At 55.1% G+C, this 16,991-nt stretch carries 14 protein-coding genes and 2 pseudogenes; 6 read left to right on the top strand and 10 right to left on the bottom strand.

From position 1 onward, the window contains the following. Nucleotides 1–89: 89 nt before the first annotated feature. On the bottom strand, nt 90–1,136 hold the full coding sequence (locus FY251_RS10615) for an ATP-binding protein (protein ID WP_148414700.1): 1,047 nt from the start codon (nt 1,134–1,136) through the stop codon (nt 90–92). Nucleotides 1,137–1,208: 72 nt separating this feature from the next. On the opposite strand from FY251_RS10615, the pseudogene FY251_RS10610 reads away from it, so the two are divergent. Next, nucleotides 1,209–1,472 (top strand): annotated as a pseudogene (locus FY251_RS10610) (ABC transporter ATP-binding protein); the annotation flags it as partial. A gap of 52 nt (nt 1,473–1,524) precedes the next feature. Here FY251_RS10610 and FY251_RS23100 read toward each other — a convergent pair. The 3 genes and pseudogenes from FY251_RS23100 to FY251_RS10595 all read right to left on the bottom strand — a co-directional run. Next, nucleotides 1,525–1,845, bottom strand: a pseudogene (locus tag FY251_RS23100) (Glu/Leu/Phe/Val dehydrogenase dimerization domain-containing protein); the annotation flags it as partial. After that, complete coding sequence (locus FY251_RS10600) at nt 1,842–1,985, bottom strand: rubrerythrin-like domain-containing protein (RefSeq protein ID WP_128081438.1); 144 nt, start codon at nt 1,983–1,985, stop codon at nt 1,842–1,844. The pseudogene FY251_RS23100 and the gene FY251_RS10600, both read right to left, overlap by 4 nt. 127 nt (nt 1,986–2,112) lie before the next feature. Beyond that, a complete protein-coding gene (locus FY251_RS10595) occupies nt 2,113–4,974 on the bottom strand; it encodes a bacterio-opsin activator domain-containing protein (protein WP_148414698.1) in 2,862 nt (953 codons plus the stop codon). A gap of 498 nt (nt 4,975–5,472) precedes the next feature. On the opposite strand from FY251_RS10595, the gene FY251_RS10590 reads away from it, so the two are divergent. Continuing rightward, nucleotides 5,473–6,459, top strand: a complete 987-nt coding sequence (locus tag FY251_RS10590; RefSeq protein WP_255516667.1) for a hypothetical protein — start codon at nt 5,473–5,475, stop codon at nt 6,457–6,459. Between the two features lie 770 nt (nt 6,460–7,229). Here FY251_RS10590 and FY251_RS10580 read toward each other — a convergent pair. Continuing rightward, nucleotides 7,230–8,171, bottom strand: coding sequence for a hypothetical protein (locus FY251_RS10580; RefSeq protein ID WP_148414695.1), 942 nt, complete (start codon nt 8,169–8,171; stop codon nt 7,230–7,232). Between the two features lie 225 nt (nt 8,172–8,396). On the opposite strand from FY251_RS10580, the gene FY251_RS10575 reads away from it, so the two are divergent. Next, nucleotides 8,397–8,816 (top strand): hypothetical protein, encoded by a 420-nt coding sequence (locus tag FY251_RS10575; RefSeq protein WP_148414693.1) that lies wholly within the window; start codon nt 8,397–8,399, stop codon nt 8,814–8,816. A gap of 20 nt (nt 8,817–8,836) precedes the next feature. Here the strand turns inward: FY251_RS10575 and FY251_RS10570 are convergent, their stop codons facing one another. The 3 genes from FY251_RS10570 to FY251_RS10560 form a co-directional block, all read right to left on the bottom strand. Then, entirely contained in the window at nt 8,837–9,619 is a 783-nt protein-coding gene (locus FY251_RS10570) for a hypothetical protein (RefSeq protein ID WP_148414691.1), read from the bottom strand. Continuing rightward, nucleotides 9,616–10,173 carry a hypothetical protein gene (locus FY251_RS10565; RefSeq protein ID WP_148414689.1) on the bottom strand — a complete coding sequence of 186 codons (558 nt, stop codon included), beginning with the start codon at nt 10,171–10,173 and terminating at the stop codon, nt 9,616–9,618. Before FY251_RS10565 ends, FY251_RS10570 begins: the two co-directional genes overlap by 4 nt. A gap of 325 nt (nt 10,174–10,498) precedes the next feature. After that, nucleotides 10,499–10,726, bottom strand: a complete 228-nt coding sequence (locus tag FY251_RS10560) for a hypothetical protein (RefSeq protein ID WP_148414687.1) — start codon at nt 10,724–10,726, stop codon at nt 10,499–10,501. 90 nt (nt 10,727–10,816) lie between these two features. Here FY251_RS10560 and FY251_RS10555 point away from each other — a divergent pair, with 90 nt between their 5' ends. Both FY251_RS10555 and FY251_RS10550 read left to right on the top strand, forming a co-directional pair. Then, complete coding sequence (locus FY251_RS10555; protein WP_255516666.1) at nt 10,817–11,749, top strand: halocin C8-like domain-containing protein; 933 nt, start codon at nt 10,817–10,819, stop codon at nt 11,747–11,749. A gap of 24 nt (nt 11,750–11,773) precedes the next feature. Next, on the top strand, nt 11,774–11,980 hold the full coding sequence (locus FY251_RS10550) for a hypothetical protein (protein ID WP_148414685.1): 207 nt from the start codon (nt 11,774–11,776) through the stop codon (nt 11,978–11,980). A 1,238-nt stretch (nt 11,981–13,218) separates the two neighbouring features. Here FY251_RS10550 and FY251_RS10545 read toward each other — a convergent pair. Further along, nucleotides 13,219–13,665, bottom strand: a complete 447-nt coding sequence (locus tag FY251_RS10545) for a universal stress protein (RefSeq protein ID WP_148414789.1) — start codon at nt 13,663–13,665, stop codon at nt 13,219–13,221. 153 nt (nt 13,666–13,818) lie between these two features. On the opposite strand from FY251_RS10545, the gene FY251_RS10540 reads away from it, so the two are divergent. Then, nucleotides 13,819–15,213, top strand: coding sequence for a GntP family permease (locus tag FY251_RS10540; RefSeq protein ID WP_148414684.1), 1,395 nt, complete (start codon nt 13,819–13,821; stop codon nt 15,211–15,213). A gap of 211 nt (nt 15,214–15,424) precedes the next feature. On the opposite strand, the gene FY251_RS10535 is transcribed toward FY251_RS10540, so the two are convergent. Further along, on the bottom strand, nt 15,425–16,921 hold the full coding sequence (locus tag FY251_RS10535; protein WP_255516664.1) for a family 43 glycosylhydrolase: 1,497 nt from the start codon (nt 16,919–16,921) through the stop codon (nt 15,425–15,427). Nucleotides 16,922–16,991 lie beyond the last annotated feature (70 nt).

Here is a 16,991-nt window from a genome sequence, read left to right as displayed (position 1 = left end):
CACCGCATTCTTCTGCCCTCACGGCGACGTCGCGCGGCGTCTCCACCCCAAGGGCGGTGTCGTACTGTCCCACAGAAACCGCAGTCGAGTCAGTCGGCGCGCGGGAGTTCAACGACGAAGACGGCCCCCGTCGGTTCGTTGTCTTCGGCCCGGACCGACCCGCCGTACTGCGTGACCAGAGTGTCGACGAGGTAGAGCCCGAGACCCGTCCCGGGGCTCCCGAGACCTCGCTCTCCTTTCCCGAACGCGATGTCTTTCTTGTCGTCGGGGATTCCCGGCCCGTTGTCGGCGATTCGAATCTCGACGCCGTCCGCTCGGGCCGTACACGAGACCTCGACGCGAGGCGCGTCCTTGTCGTTGTGTTGGACGGCGTTGTTCAGGAGGTTCCGAAACACGGAACTGAGCATGCTATTCCCGGCGACCTCGACGTCGGGGAGCGTTCCCTCGACTACGAACGCCGCCTCCGGGAAAGACTCCTCGCGAAGTGATAGCTCGGTTTCGAGGACCGAGCGAAGCGGGACCGACTCGACGGTGAGACTGTCGTTCGATGCGACCGTATCCACGTAGTCGCGCGCGACCTCGGTGAGTTCGACGACGTGCTCACCGCTGTCGAGGATTTTCTGGAGGTACTGGCTCCCGCCGGCATCGACGTGGTCTTCGAGCATCTCGGCCCAGCCGAGTACGATTCCCATATCGTTGCGGATGTCGTGGCGGACGATTCGGTTCAGCAGTTCGAGCTCTCGCTCCCGTCGTTTCTGCTCCGTGATGTCCGTACAGATACCGACGACCTCCGAGACGTCGCCATCGTCATCGCGGAGGAGCACCTGTCGCGTCAGCACCCAGCGAATCGATCCGTCTGGTCGGACGACACGACCCTCGTACGCCTCGTCGTGGGCCCCTTGGGCCGAGGCCTCGATGTTCCGTCGCACCCGGTCGCGGTCTTCTGGATGGATGGCGTCGAGCAACCGCGTGACGTCATCCACGACGTCCTCGGGGGGAATCCCCCAGATGTCTTCGAAGCCGGCACTGATGTAGTCGAACTCGCCGGGGGTGGACACCGTCCAAAGCGCGACCCCGTCAAGCTGGTCGAACAGGTCCCGGAAATCGCGCCGGCGGCCAAGCGAGCTGTTACTCATGCGGGACTGTTTCGGGCCGAGTCGAATAAGTACCGGCCCCGGAGTAGACGGCGGAGTAACCGGCGTCAAAGTCACAACGAGCCGGCGAACCTGTTCGTCGCGGGCTTCATCAGCTCGTCGTCGATGAACTTCGCCGAGGCGACGGTCACAGAAGACTCGCTTTCGACGGCGAACTTCTCGCTCGCGTCCGATCCGGCGTCTATCGAGGCTGTGGACGTGGATGACGAGGTAACCGTCGGAATTCGTCCCGAAGATATCTATCCCGGCGGAACGCGCGTCGAAGTGGAAGACCCTTCTTCGCTCATTTCCACGCGCGTCGATATCCTCGAACCGATGGCCCCCGTATCCGGGGCGGAGATGTCTCGGTTGGCCCGATAACGTCGCATTACCAAGCCATCCACGTGCCGAGGCCGACACACTCGTCGCTGGTCACGTCGGGGTGGTATCGAAGCTCACTTTTATACGGACCTCTGACACTGTCGTGCTGAGCGCGGCAGCCCGTGAACACTTCGGCTGTCCCGTCGCTCGATGGGAATTGCTACCTCGTGGACCTTTTAGGATAGCTGAGCCGTTCGACGATGTGCGGGTTAATACCGAGATGGTTGGCAGCGTGATGCCGCTGGTTGCGGGCGGTTTCGAGTGCCGATTCCGATTCAGTCTAGTCTCCCGACTCGTCGTTGACCGTGTCGGATTTCGATGTTATAGTCATTCGAGCGGCATTCGTCGGTTTCGTATCGGGCCGCTACAGTCGGGACACTGACCCGGGCTATCCTCCGCGATGATGATCTTTCCACACTCGAAGCACTCGTAGGGCGCCTCTTCGTCTGATTCAGTGTCGACATCTCTCATTGTGAGTTCACGAGTACCAGCTGGGAATCGGTACTCTATATGGGAGTAATAGGTGTATAAGGGAATATCTGGTTGTTAATCACCCAACCACCTCCAAAAACTATGGTTAGTTATTGAACCCCGTAGGTCACGGAATTGAGACGTTGTTCTCCTCGAAGAGCGTTTCGAACAGTTTGCGCTGGACGGTCCGGGAGTGCTTATAAAACGCCGGTGGGGAGATTCCGAGTGTCTCCGCAACATCCTCGCCCGTGTTCTCGCGTGGTGACTCGAAGAACCCGCTGTAGTATGCCGTCTGAATGACTTCGAGTTGCCGCGAAGTCAGCTTTTCGAGGAACTTCGAGTACAAGTCGCGTTCCAAGGACTGATTCAGAGCCTGTTTCGAACGGAGTTCGACAGTGGAGAACGTGTCCCGGACGAGTTGTGTGATCGTCCGGACGTCGATACCATCCGGGATGTCGATGATGAGGGTCGTGGACGCTTGGTCGGCAGTTGCCTCGCGGAAGACGGCACCATGATCGGCCAGTTCCAGGGCAAGAAACGGCTGTGTGAGCCGAAGCCGTAGCACACCCTCCTCACCATCCACACTAATCTGTTGGACCTCATCAATCCCGACCAACTTCGAGGCAGCGTCGGCAACGGCAGTTACCGCTCCGTCGTCGACAGTCACAAACACGTAGCTTCCCTCTGTGGATTGCTGGACGCCGCCCTGATACGAGAGTGTACACTCTGCATCTTGAGCGAGCCTTGAGAGGATGAATGCCGAATCATCGATATCGAACTCAACGCGCGTCATCGACGTCGTGAGCAGTGCATTCTTTCGTTCGATAGCACTGAGCGCAGACGCAATGGTCTCGCCGAGTTCAGCAAGGACAGCTTTCGTCGTGTCGTCGAACGCGCCTTGACGCGGTGCGTAGACAGTCAACACCCCGTATGTGAGGTCGTTGTAGACGAGAGGGATACTCAATACGGAAAGGTAGTCACGAGCGAGTGCGGCCTTCCGCCACGGGTCCTCACGAAGCCTGGCGGCGACGTTTGTCACCATCGTCACGTCGCCAGTGGCCGCGGTTTGGCCGGCTGGCTCTGCACCCGGCTCGCCGATGGCGAATGATTGGCTGTCAAGATACCCCTGTTCGTTGCCCGCCCAGGCCCGTGGCTCGACGGTGTCGGTTATCCGGTCAATCGTGCCGATCCAGGCGAACCAGAACCGGTCCTCGCCGGTCAACCGCTCGCAGACCGTATGATCGATTTCCTCTCTCGTCTCGGCTTGCACGAGCGCTTGATCGATCTCTCGGATGGTCTCGTTGATGCGATTCAGCGCGGTGAGCTGTTCGTTTTGCTCCTGAAGTGTGCGATCCTGCTTTCGAAGTCTGGACTCCCGCGTGACGCGGTCCAGGGCCGCCTCAGCGGTTGCAGCGAGAAGGTCTGCCAGTTCCCGGGCTACGTCGTCGAAAACGCCGACTCGGTCCGAGCCAGCGACGAACACGCCGTGGTTGCCGAGTGGAATGTAGGCTGTACTGCGAAGGTCAGTCGCCCGGTTTTCGAGCCGGTCTGCCCCGTGAACGTCGTCGAAGAACAGCGCCTCATCCTCGACGAAACTATAACTCGGTAGCGTTTCGCCGTCGGCGTGAACGATGGGGAGCGGACCGTTGAGCTCCTTCATCGTCGCCGAGCGGGCCGCGGGTTGGAGTTCATTGGCATCAGCATCGAAGAGATAGACCGCACTCGCATCCAGATCGAGGACGCCGGGTGTGCCGTCGACGACATGCTGGGCAATCTCTTGGTGCGTTTCGGCGTACAGGAAATCACGGGCGGTCTCTTGGAGGGTTGCGAGCGCCTCCTCGCGTTGCTTGCGTTTCGTGATATCCCGACAGCTAAACAGGAGCGTCCCGTCTTGAATCGAGACTTCACGAACATTGACGAGGAGGGTGTGTTCGCGACCCGCCTTGTCTGTCGCAGTCGTCTCGATGTTCTTGAGAACTCCGTCCTCTGCGAGCTCCTTACGGTCGAAGAGATCCGCGCCAAGGAGATCGTCGATCGTCCTTTGCTCGTGGATTTCTTCGGCCGTATAGCCGAAGATAAAGTGGACGTTGGGACAGACGTAGGTGTACTCGCCGTCTTCGTTCGTGATGAGAACCGTATCGGTCATATTGTTGAGCGTGACACGATGGAGCTCCTCCGATTGACGGAGGTCGCGTTCGAGATCGACACGCGCAGTGATGTCGACGCCCTCGACGACGATCGAGACGATGTCACCACACTCGTTCTCGACCGGGTGTACGGAGAGATCGATGACGCGTGGATCCTCGACGTGTGGTGGCTGTGTGACGACGGCATTGCCGAGTTTCCCATCGAGTCCGTTCTCCACGATTTGTTGTACATCCGCGTTCGTTGAATCGGGGGCCGCCCACCACGGAAGCGTCCAGAAGGGTTCACCAACAATCGTTTCAACGTCCGCTTCGACCATCTCCCGTGCTGTCTCGTTCACGCGGGCAAGTGAACCATCCAGATCAAGTACCCACGTCGCGGTCCGCGAATCGTTGAACATCGCGTCGAACTGTCTGGCCCGTTCCTGTCTCGTGGCCGACCGCTGTACAGTTCGGATGGCGCGTTCAGTTCGTTCGATGAGGTCGTCTGCCATCTGTTCTATCGGGTCTGTGAGTGCGACGTAATCGGTGACACCGGCTTTTATTGCCTCACTAGCGAGGGTTTCGCTCCCTGCGGCGGTACAGAGTAATACTGGAAGCGTTCTGGTTTCAGTCCGGATGTCTCTGAGAAGTTCGAGTCCGGTTGCCTCTTCGAGTACGTACTCGCTGATGAGACAGTCAGTGGTCCGCTCTCGGACCATCTCAAGGGCTTCTTCCTTGGTGCCAACTGTCCGTACCGTTGCGTCAGTCCGAGACTCAAGCGTCGCGGCGAAACGCGTGAGCCAGTCGTCAGTACCGACGAGTAACACAGTCGACGAATCGGTGATAGGAAAGGAAGTGACCATTATTTGTCCATAAGGCCACAGTACACAGTCATCTCGGTGCCAATTCGGACTCGCTCCCCGTCCCGCTTCGGACCTAGGTCGGAACGCTCGCACATAGCTAATTAACTATCAAACTGGGAGCGTACAAAATGGTTCGTTATGTAACCCCAATGGGTATGGGGAGCGGTACGTAATATGCCAAGACGCTCTTCTCTGGAACGACTCTCTCAGTTCAGGTTGGGGCAGTCGCCTGTTGATCGGGGACGTACCGTTTGTGGAGGCCAAGTCGGAGCACCGACTAAGTTCTGCGGCGAACACCTCTCCAAGCACGTCTAAAAAGGATTCACCTGTTGTAATCCCCTTTCCCAACCCGGGGTGGCCGTGATTTTCTTGTTGATGATATCCAGCCTCTATGAGATATAAAGACGGTGGGAGTGATGCCCGATAAATATATATTTTAGACAAATTCAGTCTGGAAAACACTTTTATGACGATAGTTGGATTTCTCACATGTAGACGATGGTTAAACGACGTTCGCTGCTGAAAGGCGTTGGAGCATCGATCGCACTAAGCGGGATTAGTGTGGTGAGTTCTGGTCAGCAAGAGAAGGGTACAAAAAACAAAGCACCTCCGGGTACTGGTAGTGTAGACAACGAAAACCGATTGCCGATATACGCCAAGGGGAAAACAAAGCATAAAATCAAGCCAGATCCCGATTCTAAAGGTAAGTATATTTATAAACGTACTTTCAAAAGCCCAGACCTTGCCGAACGGTATGGTGATCCCGTCTTCCGGTTCGAACCAATCTCTGTTCCTGAAGATCAGGTGAAAGAGGAAGTTCGATCCGGGAAGAAGTCCACCTATATCGTGAAGGAACGAAACGTGATTGGGACCAAAGAAGAACAAATGAATTCAGAAGATAAAATTCATAAAGCTAAGGGTGGGGGGTCCCATGTACTGCATGTTCCAGATATTGAGGGAAACGTTCCATTGTATCATTACGCAAAAGAATCAGATGCGGAGAATATGCAAAATCGGGGGGCTCCCTTGAACGTTGCATGGGAGACAGAGGACTCACAGTCAATAAAGAACCACATGGAAAACGGCGATGGTGGCGGACGTTGGCTTCCCGGAAACATCATCCTCGCAATTCATCGCGAATCCAGATACGTTAATCTTCCCGACGGAGATACGAAAAGTAATGATAAGCACGTAATGAGATTCATTCCCAACCCTATCTGTACTACTAGACAGTATCACGTTAGATTGTACGACGTTCCCTTCGATGATATTGCCGCGATCGGCCAAGCTCATCGAGACCCCTGTGACCACGGGCTAATCCCGTATCTTGACACAAATTTCAAGATTGACCAAGCGAGGCAAGCGGTAGTCGATTTCTGGGAGGACGGTCACTCTAGCATCGATCACGAAAGCACGGATGTCGGAAATACGAGTCAGGACTACAACTCACACAGTGGTACTTGGGCGTATTTTGATGAATCATAGTCATATGGAACGAGAGTCCACCAACTAGCACCGCTAATAGAATATTCAGGCTCTGTTGAAACCCTGTTTCAGTCTTGCGATTTGTTGAGAGACTAGTTTTCACTGTGACCCACGGAAACTAGCCAGATGGAGCGCTCTCTTCAATGTCAACGCTGAAGGATTTCAATAGAGCCAATATTCATTATTCTTCCACTATGCTATACAAGGTTATACGACAAATCATCAAGATGACAAATGAGAAAAAATATAGCATTGCGGTCACATTTCACGATTATGATTGACTGGTTTACTAGTCAATATACTAACCCGCTGTCCGTAGCAATCATACTTGGACTCAGGTTTCTCTCATACTTTCTGTATTCCGGGCTTGTTGCCGCCGCCCGAGGGATAAAGTCAAAACTCACGACGATTAGTTTTTCGTTCGCAATATTATCTATCGCTATTACCTTCTCGGTCATTCATCCGGACGGGGTCTCAAAAGACTTCGCGCTCGTTGATTTCCTTCTCCACTTTTCGTTTCCGATCATCGCCGGATACGCAGTTTCCTCAAACCCGTCCAATACTCGCTGGATTAGCTTTTCTATCTTACTGGCATCCACGTTTTTCTTCCTGACGTTGCTAATAGTGCTCTACGGCAGTGGTCCCTGACCATCGAGAGTATTCCCGTACCCGCTTCTATCAATGCGGTATTCGTTTTGACCCGAATCATAGGAAATTAGTACTGTGCACGGTTTACAGGTTTTCACCAGAATGTCCTATCTGTCTATATGCTATTCAGAGTCTGGAAGTGGGTGTTCGAAAAGCCGTTCGCCGGACTCCTCACAACTGACCGCGATGACCCTGTGAGAACTACAGCACGACTCGACGACTTCCTCGCCGAGTTGGATGTCGCCACCGGTCGTCGGACACGTTTCGAGGAACATCCGCAAACTGTTGAGAATCGGTCCTCGTTCTTCTGCGTCGAAACTGTTCCATCCCGGGACCCACGATTGAAGGACACGACTGGCTGCAATATCTGCGATAAGGGCTGCACGGGATGGCCACTGGCCAACCCATTCGGAGTCGGACTGAAGAATCTGCGCCTCGTCTTGTTCGACGAGTTCGAACGCCTCGTGCGTATCTGCCTCCATCCCGAAGGTCTCTGCGACCAGTTCTCCTGTGATGTCCGAGTCGAGTAGTGGGTCGGTCGCCGCAGTCCAATCTGCCTCGAACTCATCGGTCAAACAGAGGTCATCCGCGTCCGTACAGGGCTCAAGGATACCATGATCCAAAAAGAAGGTCTCAAGTTCTTCTCCCGAAGAATCGGACTTTGACTCGGCTGTGCGATCTGCACCATTTGTCGACTCATCGTCGACCGCTGACGTGGGCTGGGTGGTTGATTGTGACTGGTCTCCTGATGACGGCTGCGGTGCCGTGTTGTCGCCTCCAATGCCAGTCGCTAACTCTGGCCCCGGATCTTTTCCGAACCATCGGAGTACTGCTGGCGGAAGATAGCGCTTCGTTACTGTTGGTGTACCTGGAACAAGGTATCCACGGAGATAGATCAGCGCAATCGAGATACTAACTGCGACTGCGCCGCCAAGTTTGGATTTCCGTGCGATAACTGAACCGAGTATCGCGGCGATGACGAGATTCAACAGCGTACACGGCTCACATCTGTTCTCGCCGGTATACTCCGGTTGTCGGAGTGTCTCCAGTACAGCAATTTGCATGTACTCTCAAGGAAGAGTCAATCTGTTATCTATTTTTTGTTGCATTATCGCTGGCACACAGTTTAGCAACTCTCAACTGAGCTGCCAACATTCATAATTCGCCGTTTCAAACGACTCTGTAAGCAGTTCTAGGTCAAGCAAAGCACTAAATCTACGAACTGCTCGCTTCTCAAACTGGCCTAACTAGACAGTACCTATTTGTGCCAGTGTTCAATATTAGTTAATATGGCGACACGACGTGGGTTGCTCACCATGCTTGGGTCAGGTGTGTTGGTGCTAACCGCTGGATGTTCGACGACCAGTGATCAAGAAACCCGGAACACAATCGATATTATCGTGAATAACAACCGTCGGGAATCGCCAGCTGCAGTCACTGTCGAGCTCTTGAAAGACGATGCGACGGTATTTCACCAATTTGTAACACTCCAAGCAGGGCCGGATTCTGTGTCGAGGTCTATTGGTGCGGTTCGGGCGGTGCAGGACGAAGCTGAGGTGACTGTCAAGGCGAGTCCTGAATCCCCTGCTAAAGAATCTTCTAAGACGATTACTGCAGGATGTCTTCCAGATGATACACACACCGAAGTCATTGTGACAATCGCACCGGGAGATAATATCGAGATCTCCTCGAACGGTTGTGACCGATGAAAATACGACCGTGAGTGCGGTTAGACCGATTCAAATTCGGGATAGAGTGGTGTCCCTGGTACGGTTGTGTACGTTTTCCAATCGAAGTTGTCACAGCTACATGGGCTAGCATCAATCTGCTCTACAACTTCGAACGTATATTCTGGGTTGAATATGAGTGAGTAAGAATCACCTGGCGGCATGTCGTTGAATACTGTTAGATGAGTTTGGGCGGAATGAGCCCCATCACTTTCTTTCTGGGGTAGGTTATCGTATTCTTTCTTTAGAGGAATATCGAATACAAACTCAGTGTGATTCTCGGTAGGCGTTACATCGGTTTCTTTACCATCACCAGTTAGGAATTTGACAATTGCGGCTCCAACACCCACATATACATTTGAGGACGTACCAGCGATGTCAAGAACAGTCTCAAACCAGTCGTGACTTTTGGTTACTGTTTCGTTATTTTGTGGCTTAGGACGATCTAAGCTGATTTCATCGTAATTTTGGTCTCCGTTGTAGTAGTCTTTTGCCTGAATATCAAACTGGAAGTTTACTGGGCGAGGTCGGGAGTCCTCCATTGTATTACCATTGTCACAGAATCTGAACATGGGTGATTCCGGAAGCTCGGAGAAATGGCAGAAGAACTCCCACGGGTTTGATTCATGAGACTCAATTTGATCGTAGCTTTTCGGACTATGACCTGCAACACCGGCCTTCATTTCGAAAGAATGTGAGACACTGCTATCGCAATCACTGTAACTTCCGAAAGTGTTGTCGCTCCACTTCGTCTCTGCTAGAATTCCGCCTTCGTTCTCAGTCATTGGCCATCACCTTTGATTGAATACAGTGGCGAGTTATCCGCCAGCTTAGTCAACCGTTTAAGCCCAGTATCCGTTGGAAGACCTCTCTTTGGGATTGTGAAGTCGTGTTGCGAGTTGGTCCAGTGGGGACGCATTACATGCTTTTCCTGTGCGAGGTCTGGGTCTCTATGACCATCGTCAGCATAGAGGTTGAACCCAAGGTGTCCAAACTTCCCCCCTGGTCGGGAAATCATTCCATTGAATTGATCATAGAGTTTTGTTAACGTTACTCGTAGAGGAGTTTCATCTTTCTCATATTTCGGATCAGTTAATACCCCGTAATAATCATCTGCAGGGTGAGAGTTCTCCGTCATTTGTAGCTCTTTGAGAGGAATGTTGAATCCAGCAATTTTGAGTTCGCCTCGGAGATCTGTCCCATCTTGGACGATGTTACCACTGACACGACCTGCTGATTTGTGTGTTAATGTATCATAGCTGTGTCCAGTGTAGTCACCATCTGGCGTTGCGGAAGCAGAGGAGCTACCAGCTACTACCAACGCGCTACCTGCTGCCATATTTTTAAGTACTGTTCTCCGGCTCAGGCTTTTTTTCTTTGAGCCATCGATTTACTACCCGATCGTCCAGATAATAAAGTTAGTGCCATAAAATATATTATATCAGAAATTAAAATGCATTGTCATTATTTGCCTCAGTGAGCGCGGAGGGAGATCATTCCTTTGTATGAACTATCACTAAGCAACGCTGAGGAGCGACATCACATTACAAGCCACTTCCAAGCAATTGAGGAATTCTCAGAAGATGATTTAGTGGTTCTATTGACTATAGCGCTACCCCATCAAGTAACTCAGATCGTAAGCAACAGCAGACCCCCCAGCCGGACTATGCGAACGCTTCTTTCGCGTTCCCAATGAGGTCAAACATAAACGAGAGGATTGCGCAGAGGATAGTTGTGACAACATAGAGTCCAAATCCAACCAAGCCAAGCGTTTCAACCACCCAGGAGGCCGAGATGAATAAGGCGATAGTCAAACCACCGCAGAGAAGACCAGTCACGAGAACGAGCAGTGAGCCATAGACTCGTACTGCCTGCCTTAGATTAGTCGCCATACGCATAGAGTACATCCCCATCGCGTATATATGTGACCCAGTAATTGTTGCGAAAACTTATGTGAGTGGACTATCACGAACCGAATGCAGATGACAGATGACAAACCTAATCGGCGCAAGGTACTGAAAGGCATGGCAGCACTCGGTTCGGTCGGTATCGGATCGACGCTCAATGTCTCGGTCGCAGCTGCAAACGGAGATAACCCGGATCCGGTCACAATCTACGACGGCAAGAAGAAAAAGAAGGTCGCACACGCGATCGCAAAGACGGATGCGTTCAAGCAACTACGACAAAAGGCGGAAGAGCTCGGATACTCGTTCAGTTGGGGGAAGACCGAACTCAATGTCGGTGGTGTCGACGCGGAGAACTTCAAGCGAGAGGTCGCCTCGTACGAACTGCAGGGTGCAGAGGAAAACACCCGTGCGGGCATTATCCTCGGATGGCACTCTGAGTCTCACGAGACAGTGGTCGCGGAACTCGACATCGAGCATTACCACAAAGATGGTGTGTTCAAGAAACTCGAACGGTACGACCTCATGGGCAACGACTCCTCTGCAGCGGCCCCGTCCGTCGCTTCAAGCAGTCCCAAAGAGACTGATGGTCCATTTACGAAGACGACAGCGGAACCAAACGAGAAGGCAGTTCGGACGCTCATCGATGATCTTAGTGAGACGCAGAGTACACAAGCCGTCTCGACACAGGACGTCAGTACGCAGATCGACTACCCGGACCTCCCGGACGTATTAAACATCAGTTCGTGCAGCGGTTGTTACTACGCTTCGAAACTCATCTGTCGGAACGTCTGTGGCGCGTTCGGTGGGTTCCTGTGTGGACTCCTCGGAATCAGCGTCATTGGGGCAGTTGGCTGTGTTACGTTCGTCAAGGCCGTCTGTTACGTCGCTGAGAAAGCGTCGGGATGTGGAGACGACCTCGCCGCGACGATCTGTAAGTCGTCTGGACTTGATGTGTGTGGGCCGAACGAGAGCGGGGATATTATTAACATAGACATCCCGTATATCTAATACGGGCAAGGTGAGCTCTAAACAATGGCAACTGTCAAAACTGGATTTGGAACACGCGTCTCTGCAGGAGTGGCGGCTCTCATCGTTGCCGTGGTGTCGTCTCTCCTCCTCCTGGCGGCCTTCGTCGCCCTTGGTCGCGACCCGGCCGTAAGCCTCGTCGAGGTGACAATCGGCGGAATCATCAGCGGTGTCGCCTACTACGCAGGTGTCTCCGTTCGGTCCGATGGATAGCTGAAGCGCACGGCAGATAGTAGTGTGTCGTGCGCTCTCAACAACGTCGGTCCGTTTTTGCTGTCGGTGCTGGTCGGTCACCTGTCGTGTGGTTAGCTGTCTTAAGCCAAAGTAATGTTGGGAGATTATCGCTAGCGTGTCCTTTGCCAGTTCTCAACTGAATTTTGTAACTATGAATCGAGTAACGGTAGATGGACAATTGAAGGGGCTCGTTTCGTGGTTATTTCATCACAGAACGGGCACAATATCATCAGTCGGGTTAAAATTACAGACATAGGTATGTAACACAATCGTCTTACCGAACTGTGACGAAAACATCAGCAGTGGAAGACTCGTATGTGTGTGAAGTGATGAGGGACCTGATTATTGAGAGTCTTTCAAAGTATGGAATGAGTGCCGTTTTATAACCAATATCTCAATTATCGGTGCCATCGGAACGAATCAACAAGTTAGTGAAGGACTGCATCTCTCTTTGGGATGGCAACCTCAGTTGGTGCAACCCCAGAGGAAGCATCATTACATCGCGTGGAAAAAGCCTCGGACAGCGGTCAAGCCTTCGCGGTCTTTTGCCGAATACGCGACGGGAGTTAGCTGTCGGTCTGTTTCTCGGTGGGTGTACGCGTTCTGGGGGGTCACACGCCGACTCGCGGTATCTCGACTGTTCTTCCTTTCAGAACGACTATCCGCGATTCGATACGAGTACGGCACCTCCCAGAGCGGGGCTCTGCTCCCACCCGTGACCCTTCGTCCGAGGCCACGAGTTAGCGCGTGGCCGAAACCAGTCTCCGTAGCGCCTTATTCGCAACTCCACTATCTCCGAGATGAATCACCAAGCGAGTTCGCCGTTCGTGGGGGGCGTGCCGATAGGTGCGGTCGGAGAATCCGATGCATTCTGTCATCCTGCGCGTATCGGAACTCTCGACGCAGCGCTCTCTTCAGCGCCTAAAATGTCGATATTCGGATGAGATCAGCCCAGTCAATTACACAAATAATTGTGTAACGCTTATTTGTGTGCGGCCGATGAAAATTCTCAGATAGCAAACGAGATGTTGGCAATCGATGCCGCTAGTCGAGGGGTCGCTTTCAATTTCGCGTGAGTCGGCTAGAGGTGGTCTCGAAGGAGAACAGAATCGATGGTGATCCGTCTGCTCACGTGCGTACTTCACCAACCGAACGGTCCGTGGTTGAGTTCTCTCGCCGGGCAAGAGATACTTACTGACGACTCCGGGAGACGAGGTTCACCGAGTAGTGACGGTGACGAATCCGTCGAACTCAAGGATGACTCGCTGCGTGGTGTCACCGAAGATAGCCTTACCCGCCGGCGACCGTTGACGTCCGGAGAGGAAGATATGGTCGCACTCGTTTTCGACTGCCGTATCGAGTACTTCGGCGGCCTTGTCGCCGAGGGACCCGACCGCCCGGTACTCCACCTCGAAATCAGCGAGCACTTCGCGTCCGAGGTCGTGAACGAACTTCGTCGCCCCCTCTCGCGCGTCGTCGTGTGTGTAACTCCTCGAAGCGCTCAGGAGCGTCTCCATCGTCCCGCGTCGAGCTTTGTACTCGTCTTCCGTCGTCACGTGGATGAGGACCACTTCGGCATCCATCTGTTCGGCCACCGAACCGGCCTCGCGGACGACCTTCTTCGAGGTCTCCGATGGGTCTACGACGGCTAGGACTCGTTCCATACCTCCTACACGTGGGCCGACTTTGAAGAAACCACGGGCAGCGACTTCGCAGATTACCTCAGGGAACAATATATTTCTCCGAACAGTACACATAATCAAGCAGTGAAACATAGTAACAATTATTAACTAACATGATTGATCGGAAGACGGATCATGACGGTGGAGTTCGTCCATAGTCCGCTACTTACGTTCGTAGTCGGGCTCATACTAGTTGTACTGTTCCTCGTCGTGTGGGACCTCCCCGCGTTCGTGGGGTTAGGACTCGCCGCGTTCTCCGTCGGCATCGTCAACTCGGTGTTCGTCTCGGACTTCGCGCTCGTCGATGCGGCGACGAGAACGGCAGCGGCGTTCGGAAACGGGATGGAAGGCATCGGTATTCCGATCCTCATGGCGGCGATCATCGGCAAGTCGATGCTCGAAAGTGGGTCCGCTCAACGTATCGTGCGGACGTTCCAATCGCTCGTCGGGAGGGAGAACTCGGAATTTGCGCTGTGGGGGAGCAGCACGGTCCTCTCGATCCCGGTGTTCTTCGACAGCGTCCTGTTCCTTTTGGCTCCGCTCGCACGCTCGATGCGTGCACGCCGCGGAAAGAACTACGCGTTGTACCTCATCGCCGTGGGCGCCGGCGGCTCTGCGGCGCACGTGTTCATTCCACCGACTCCGGGGCCGCTGGCAGTCGCTAGTCAAGTGCGCGCCGACCTCGCCATGACGATGGCTGTCGGCGTGGCCGTCGCGATTCCCTCGGCGACGATGTCCGGGCTCGTCTTCGGCCATTGGGCCAACGCTCGGATGGAGATTCCGCTTCGAGACTCGATGGGAACGACGACCGAAGAACTCGAAGAACGGGCACAGCAGAGCAGTAGCTCGCTTCCGGGGACGTTCGAGGCCGCGCTCCCGATAATCCTCGCGGTCGCGTTAGTGAGCTCGCTTACGATTCTCAACACACTCGAACCGCTCTATCCGTCGCTCGCGGTCGTCAGACCGGGAATCGCATTCGTCGGAGATAAGAACGTCGCCATGACGATTGCTGGGCTTACAGCGGCGCTCACGTACCTTCGCTGGTCTGACCTCTCGCGTTCGCTGTGGGAAGACGAGCTTACTGAAGCACTCAAGAGCGGTGGGAACATCGCTGCAATCACCGCGATGGGTGGCGCGTTCGGTGCGCTGCTCGCTGCGTCGGGAATCGGTCCGTACATCGCCGATAGCCTCCGCGGGATTGGCATCGGACTGCTGGTGACCGCGTGGCTTATCGCCGCTATCGTCCGCATCGCACAGGGGTCGGCAACGGCCGCGATGCTGACGACCGCGGGTATCATGGCCCCGCTGACGAGCCAGCTCAACGTACACACCGCATACCTCGTTATGGCAATCGGCTCGGGCGGCATCATCTGTTCGTGGTACAACGACTCCGGTTTCTGGCTGATGAAAGAGATCGGCGGTCTGACGCAGATGGAGACGCTGAAAACGTGGACGGCGCTGACGACGATTATCTCGGTCACGGGAATCGCTTCGGTGCTCGTCTTCTCGACTATCGTTCCGCTCGCGTGAATTTCGGCCGTCGAAACCGAGCGTCAAACGGAAGTGATGCACGCACCGAGACCACAACCGCGTAATCTCTGGGTGTCTTTTTCCTCCGTCGCTCGGCAGTGAGCCGCTGTGGACTCCGGAGATGTACGGCGTCGGCGCGTCGTTCGTCACCGACCACCTGCAGTACGCCGACGAGGGCGACGCCGTGCTGTGAGTCCGGTCAGGCGCTCGGTCAGACCGAGGTGAACGTCCACCGCTGGTGTGCGCCGCCGTTGTCGCTCCACTGCTGGACGTTGTCGCCGTCGGCGGTGCCCGCGTTCGCCACCTCGGCGAGCAGCCCGCTGTTCGCGTTGACGAGGCGGTACTCACCGCCGCCCGCGTCTTCGATAGTCCAGGCCTGAGTCGGGTGGGTGGTGTTGCTGTACTGCTGGATGTTGTCACCCTCTGCCGTGCCGGCGCTCGCGACCTCCAGCCAGAGGCCGCTGTTGACGTTCGTGATCGCGTAGGTACCGTCGCCGTTCGCCGTGACGTCCCAGTCCTGACACGCGCTCCCGGTGTCGGCGTACTGGCGCACGTTGTCGCCGTCGGCCGTTCCGGCGTTGGCAACTTCGAGCAGTTTGCCGCTGTTGACGTTCGTGATCGCGTAGGTGCCGTCCGAGATGGGACCGCTCTCACAGCCCGAGGGCTCGCCTGGGACGGGGGCCTCGCTGCTCGGCACGCCGGTGCAGGCGATGACCGGCCAGTCGTTGTTGTCCCACTCGATGCGGTCTTGCATCATGTAGCGCGTCTCGTCGTCGGCGGTCGCCTCCACGTGGTAGAAACACCACCAGTCGCCGTCAGGTCCTTGGAAGACGTCGTTGTGGCCCGGGCCGGTGAACTCGCTGTTGCCCTCCAGAATCGGGACGCCCTGGTGGGTCTCCGTGAGGTCCCGCAGGTCCGTGCCGTTCTGGTTGTAGTAGGGCCCCGTGAACGACGTCGCGCGGCCGCATTCGAGGCGATAGGTGCTGTCGTACCCCTCACAGCACTGCCCCGAGGAGTAAAAGAGGTACCAGTACCCGTTGTCCTGGAGCATCACCGGTCCCTCGATCATCTGGCCCGCCATCTGGAACTCGGTGCCGGGGACGATATCGTCCATCGCGCCGTTCATCTGGACGGCGTAGATGCCTTCGTAACTGCCCCAAACTAGCCAGGGTTGCCCGTCGACGATTACCGTGTCCGCGTCGATGCAGTTCGTCAGGTCGAGGTCGCCGCTCTCGATGACCGGTCCCTGGTCGGTGAAGGGGCCGTCGGGTGTGTCCGAGGTTGCGAGGCCGATTCCGGCGTTGTCGCTGCCCCAGACCGACAATGAGTAGTAGAGGTGGTACTGGCCGTCGTGGTATCGGATATCCGGTGCCCAGCAGCCCGGGTCCGATTCCGTGGGGTGCCAGCCCGGCGTCTCCGTGAGCGCCGGCGCGATGTACGACCAGTTGTACATGTCCGTCGACTCCGCGATGGGGATGATGTCTTGGGGCGTCTCCGTTCCGTAGGCGTAGTAGGTCCCGTTGTCCTCGATGATCGACACGTCGCCGAAACCGATCGGCCCGACCGGGTTGTGGTAGTGCGTGGAACTCTCGTCCGCACTGACGGTCCCGCTCAGTCCGAGGCCGCCGACGGTCGCCACCGCACCCGCTCCGAGCGATTTGAGCACTGTCCGTCTATCGATATTGTTGCTGCCATGACGTTTAGTCATGTCTCCTAGCGTACAGATGGCGGGTATATAATGCTTGTTGGTAACATTTGTGACGGCTCGGTCAGCGCCG

Origin of the sequence: Haloferax sp. KTX1, assembly GCF_902410085.1 — an archaeon.
GTDB lineage: Archaea > Halobacteriota > Halobacteria > Halobacteriales > Haloferacaceae > Haloferax > Haloferax massiliensis.
The sequence above is the reverse complement of the archived record's forward strand: the minus strand, read 5'-3'. Positions and strand labels throughout refer to the sequence as shown.

Excerpts from the sequence above, each read along its gene's own strand:
- FY251_RS10615 (WP_148414700.1), bottom strand. The coding sequence starts at position 1,136 with ATGAGTAACAGCTCGCTTGGCCGCCGGCGCGATTTCCGGGACCTGTTC.
- FY251_RS10600 (WP_128081438.1), bottom strand. The coding sequence starts at position 1,985 with ATGAGAGATGTCGACACTGAATCAGACGAAGAGGCGCCCTACGAGTGC.
- FY251_RS10595 (WP_148414698.1), bottom strand. The coding sequence starts at position 4,974 with ATGGTCACTTCCTTTCCTATCACCGATTCGTCGACTGTGTTACTCGTC.
- FY251_RS10590 (WP_255516667.1), top strand. The coding sequence starts at position 5,473 with ATGGTTAAACGACGTTCGCTGCTGAAAGGCGTTGGAGCATCGATCGCA.
- FY251_RS10580 (WP_148414695.1), bottom strand. The coding sequence starts at position 8,171 with ATGCAAATTGCTGTACTGGAGACACTCCGACAACCGGAGTATACCGGC.
- FY251_RS10575 (WP_148414693.1), top strand. The coding sequence starts at position 8,397 with ATGGCGACACGACGTGGGTTGCTCACCATGCTTGGGTCAGGTGTGTTG.
- FY251_RS10570 (WP_148414691.1), bottom strand. The coding sequence starts at position 9,619 with ATGACTGAGAACGAAGGCGGAATTCTAGCAGAGACGAAGTGGAGCGAC.
- FY251_RS10565 (WP_148414689.1), bottom strand. The coding sequence starts at position 10,173 with ATGGCAGCAGGTAGCGCGTTGGTAGTAGCTGGTAGCTCCTCTGCTTCC.
- FY251_RS10560 (WP_148414687.1), bottom strand. The coding sequence starts at position 10,726 with ATGGCGACTAATCTAAGGCAGGCAGTACGAGTCTATGGCTCACTGCTC.
- FY251_RS10555 (WP_255516666.1), top strand. The coding sequence starts at position 10,817 with ATGACAGATGACAAACCTAATCGGCGCAAGGTACTGAAAGGCATGGCA.
- FY251_RS10550 (WP_148414685.1), top strand. The coding sequence starts at position 11,774 with ATGGCAACTGTCAAAACTGGATTTGGAACACGCGTCTCTGCAGGAGTG.
- FY251_RS10545 (WP_148414789.1), bottom strand. The coding sequence starts at position 13,665 with ATGGAACGAGTCCTAGCCGTCGTAGACCCATCGGAGACCTCGAAGAAG.
- FY251_RS10540 (WP_148414684.1), top strand. The coding sequence starts at position 13,819 with ATGACGGTGGAGTTCGTCCATAGTCCGCTACTTACGTTCGTAGTCGGG.
- FY251_RS10535 (WP_255516664.1), bottom strand. The coding sequence starts at position 16,921 with ATGACTAAACGTCATGGCAGCAACAATATCGATAGACGGACAGTGCTC.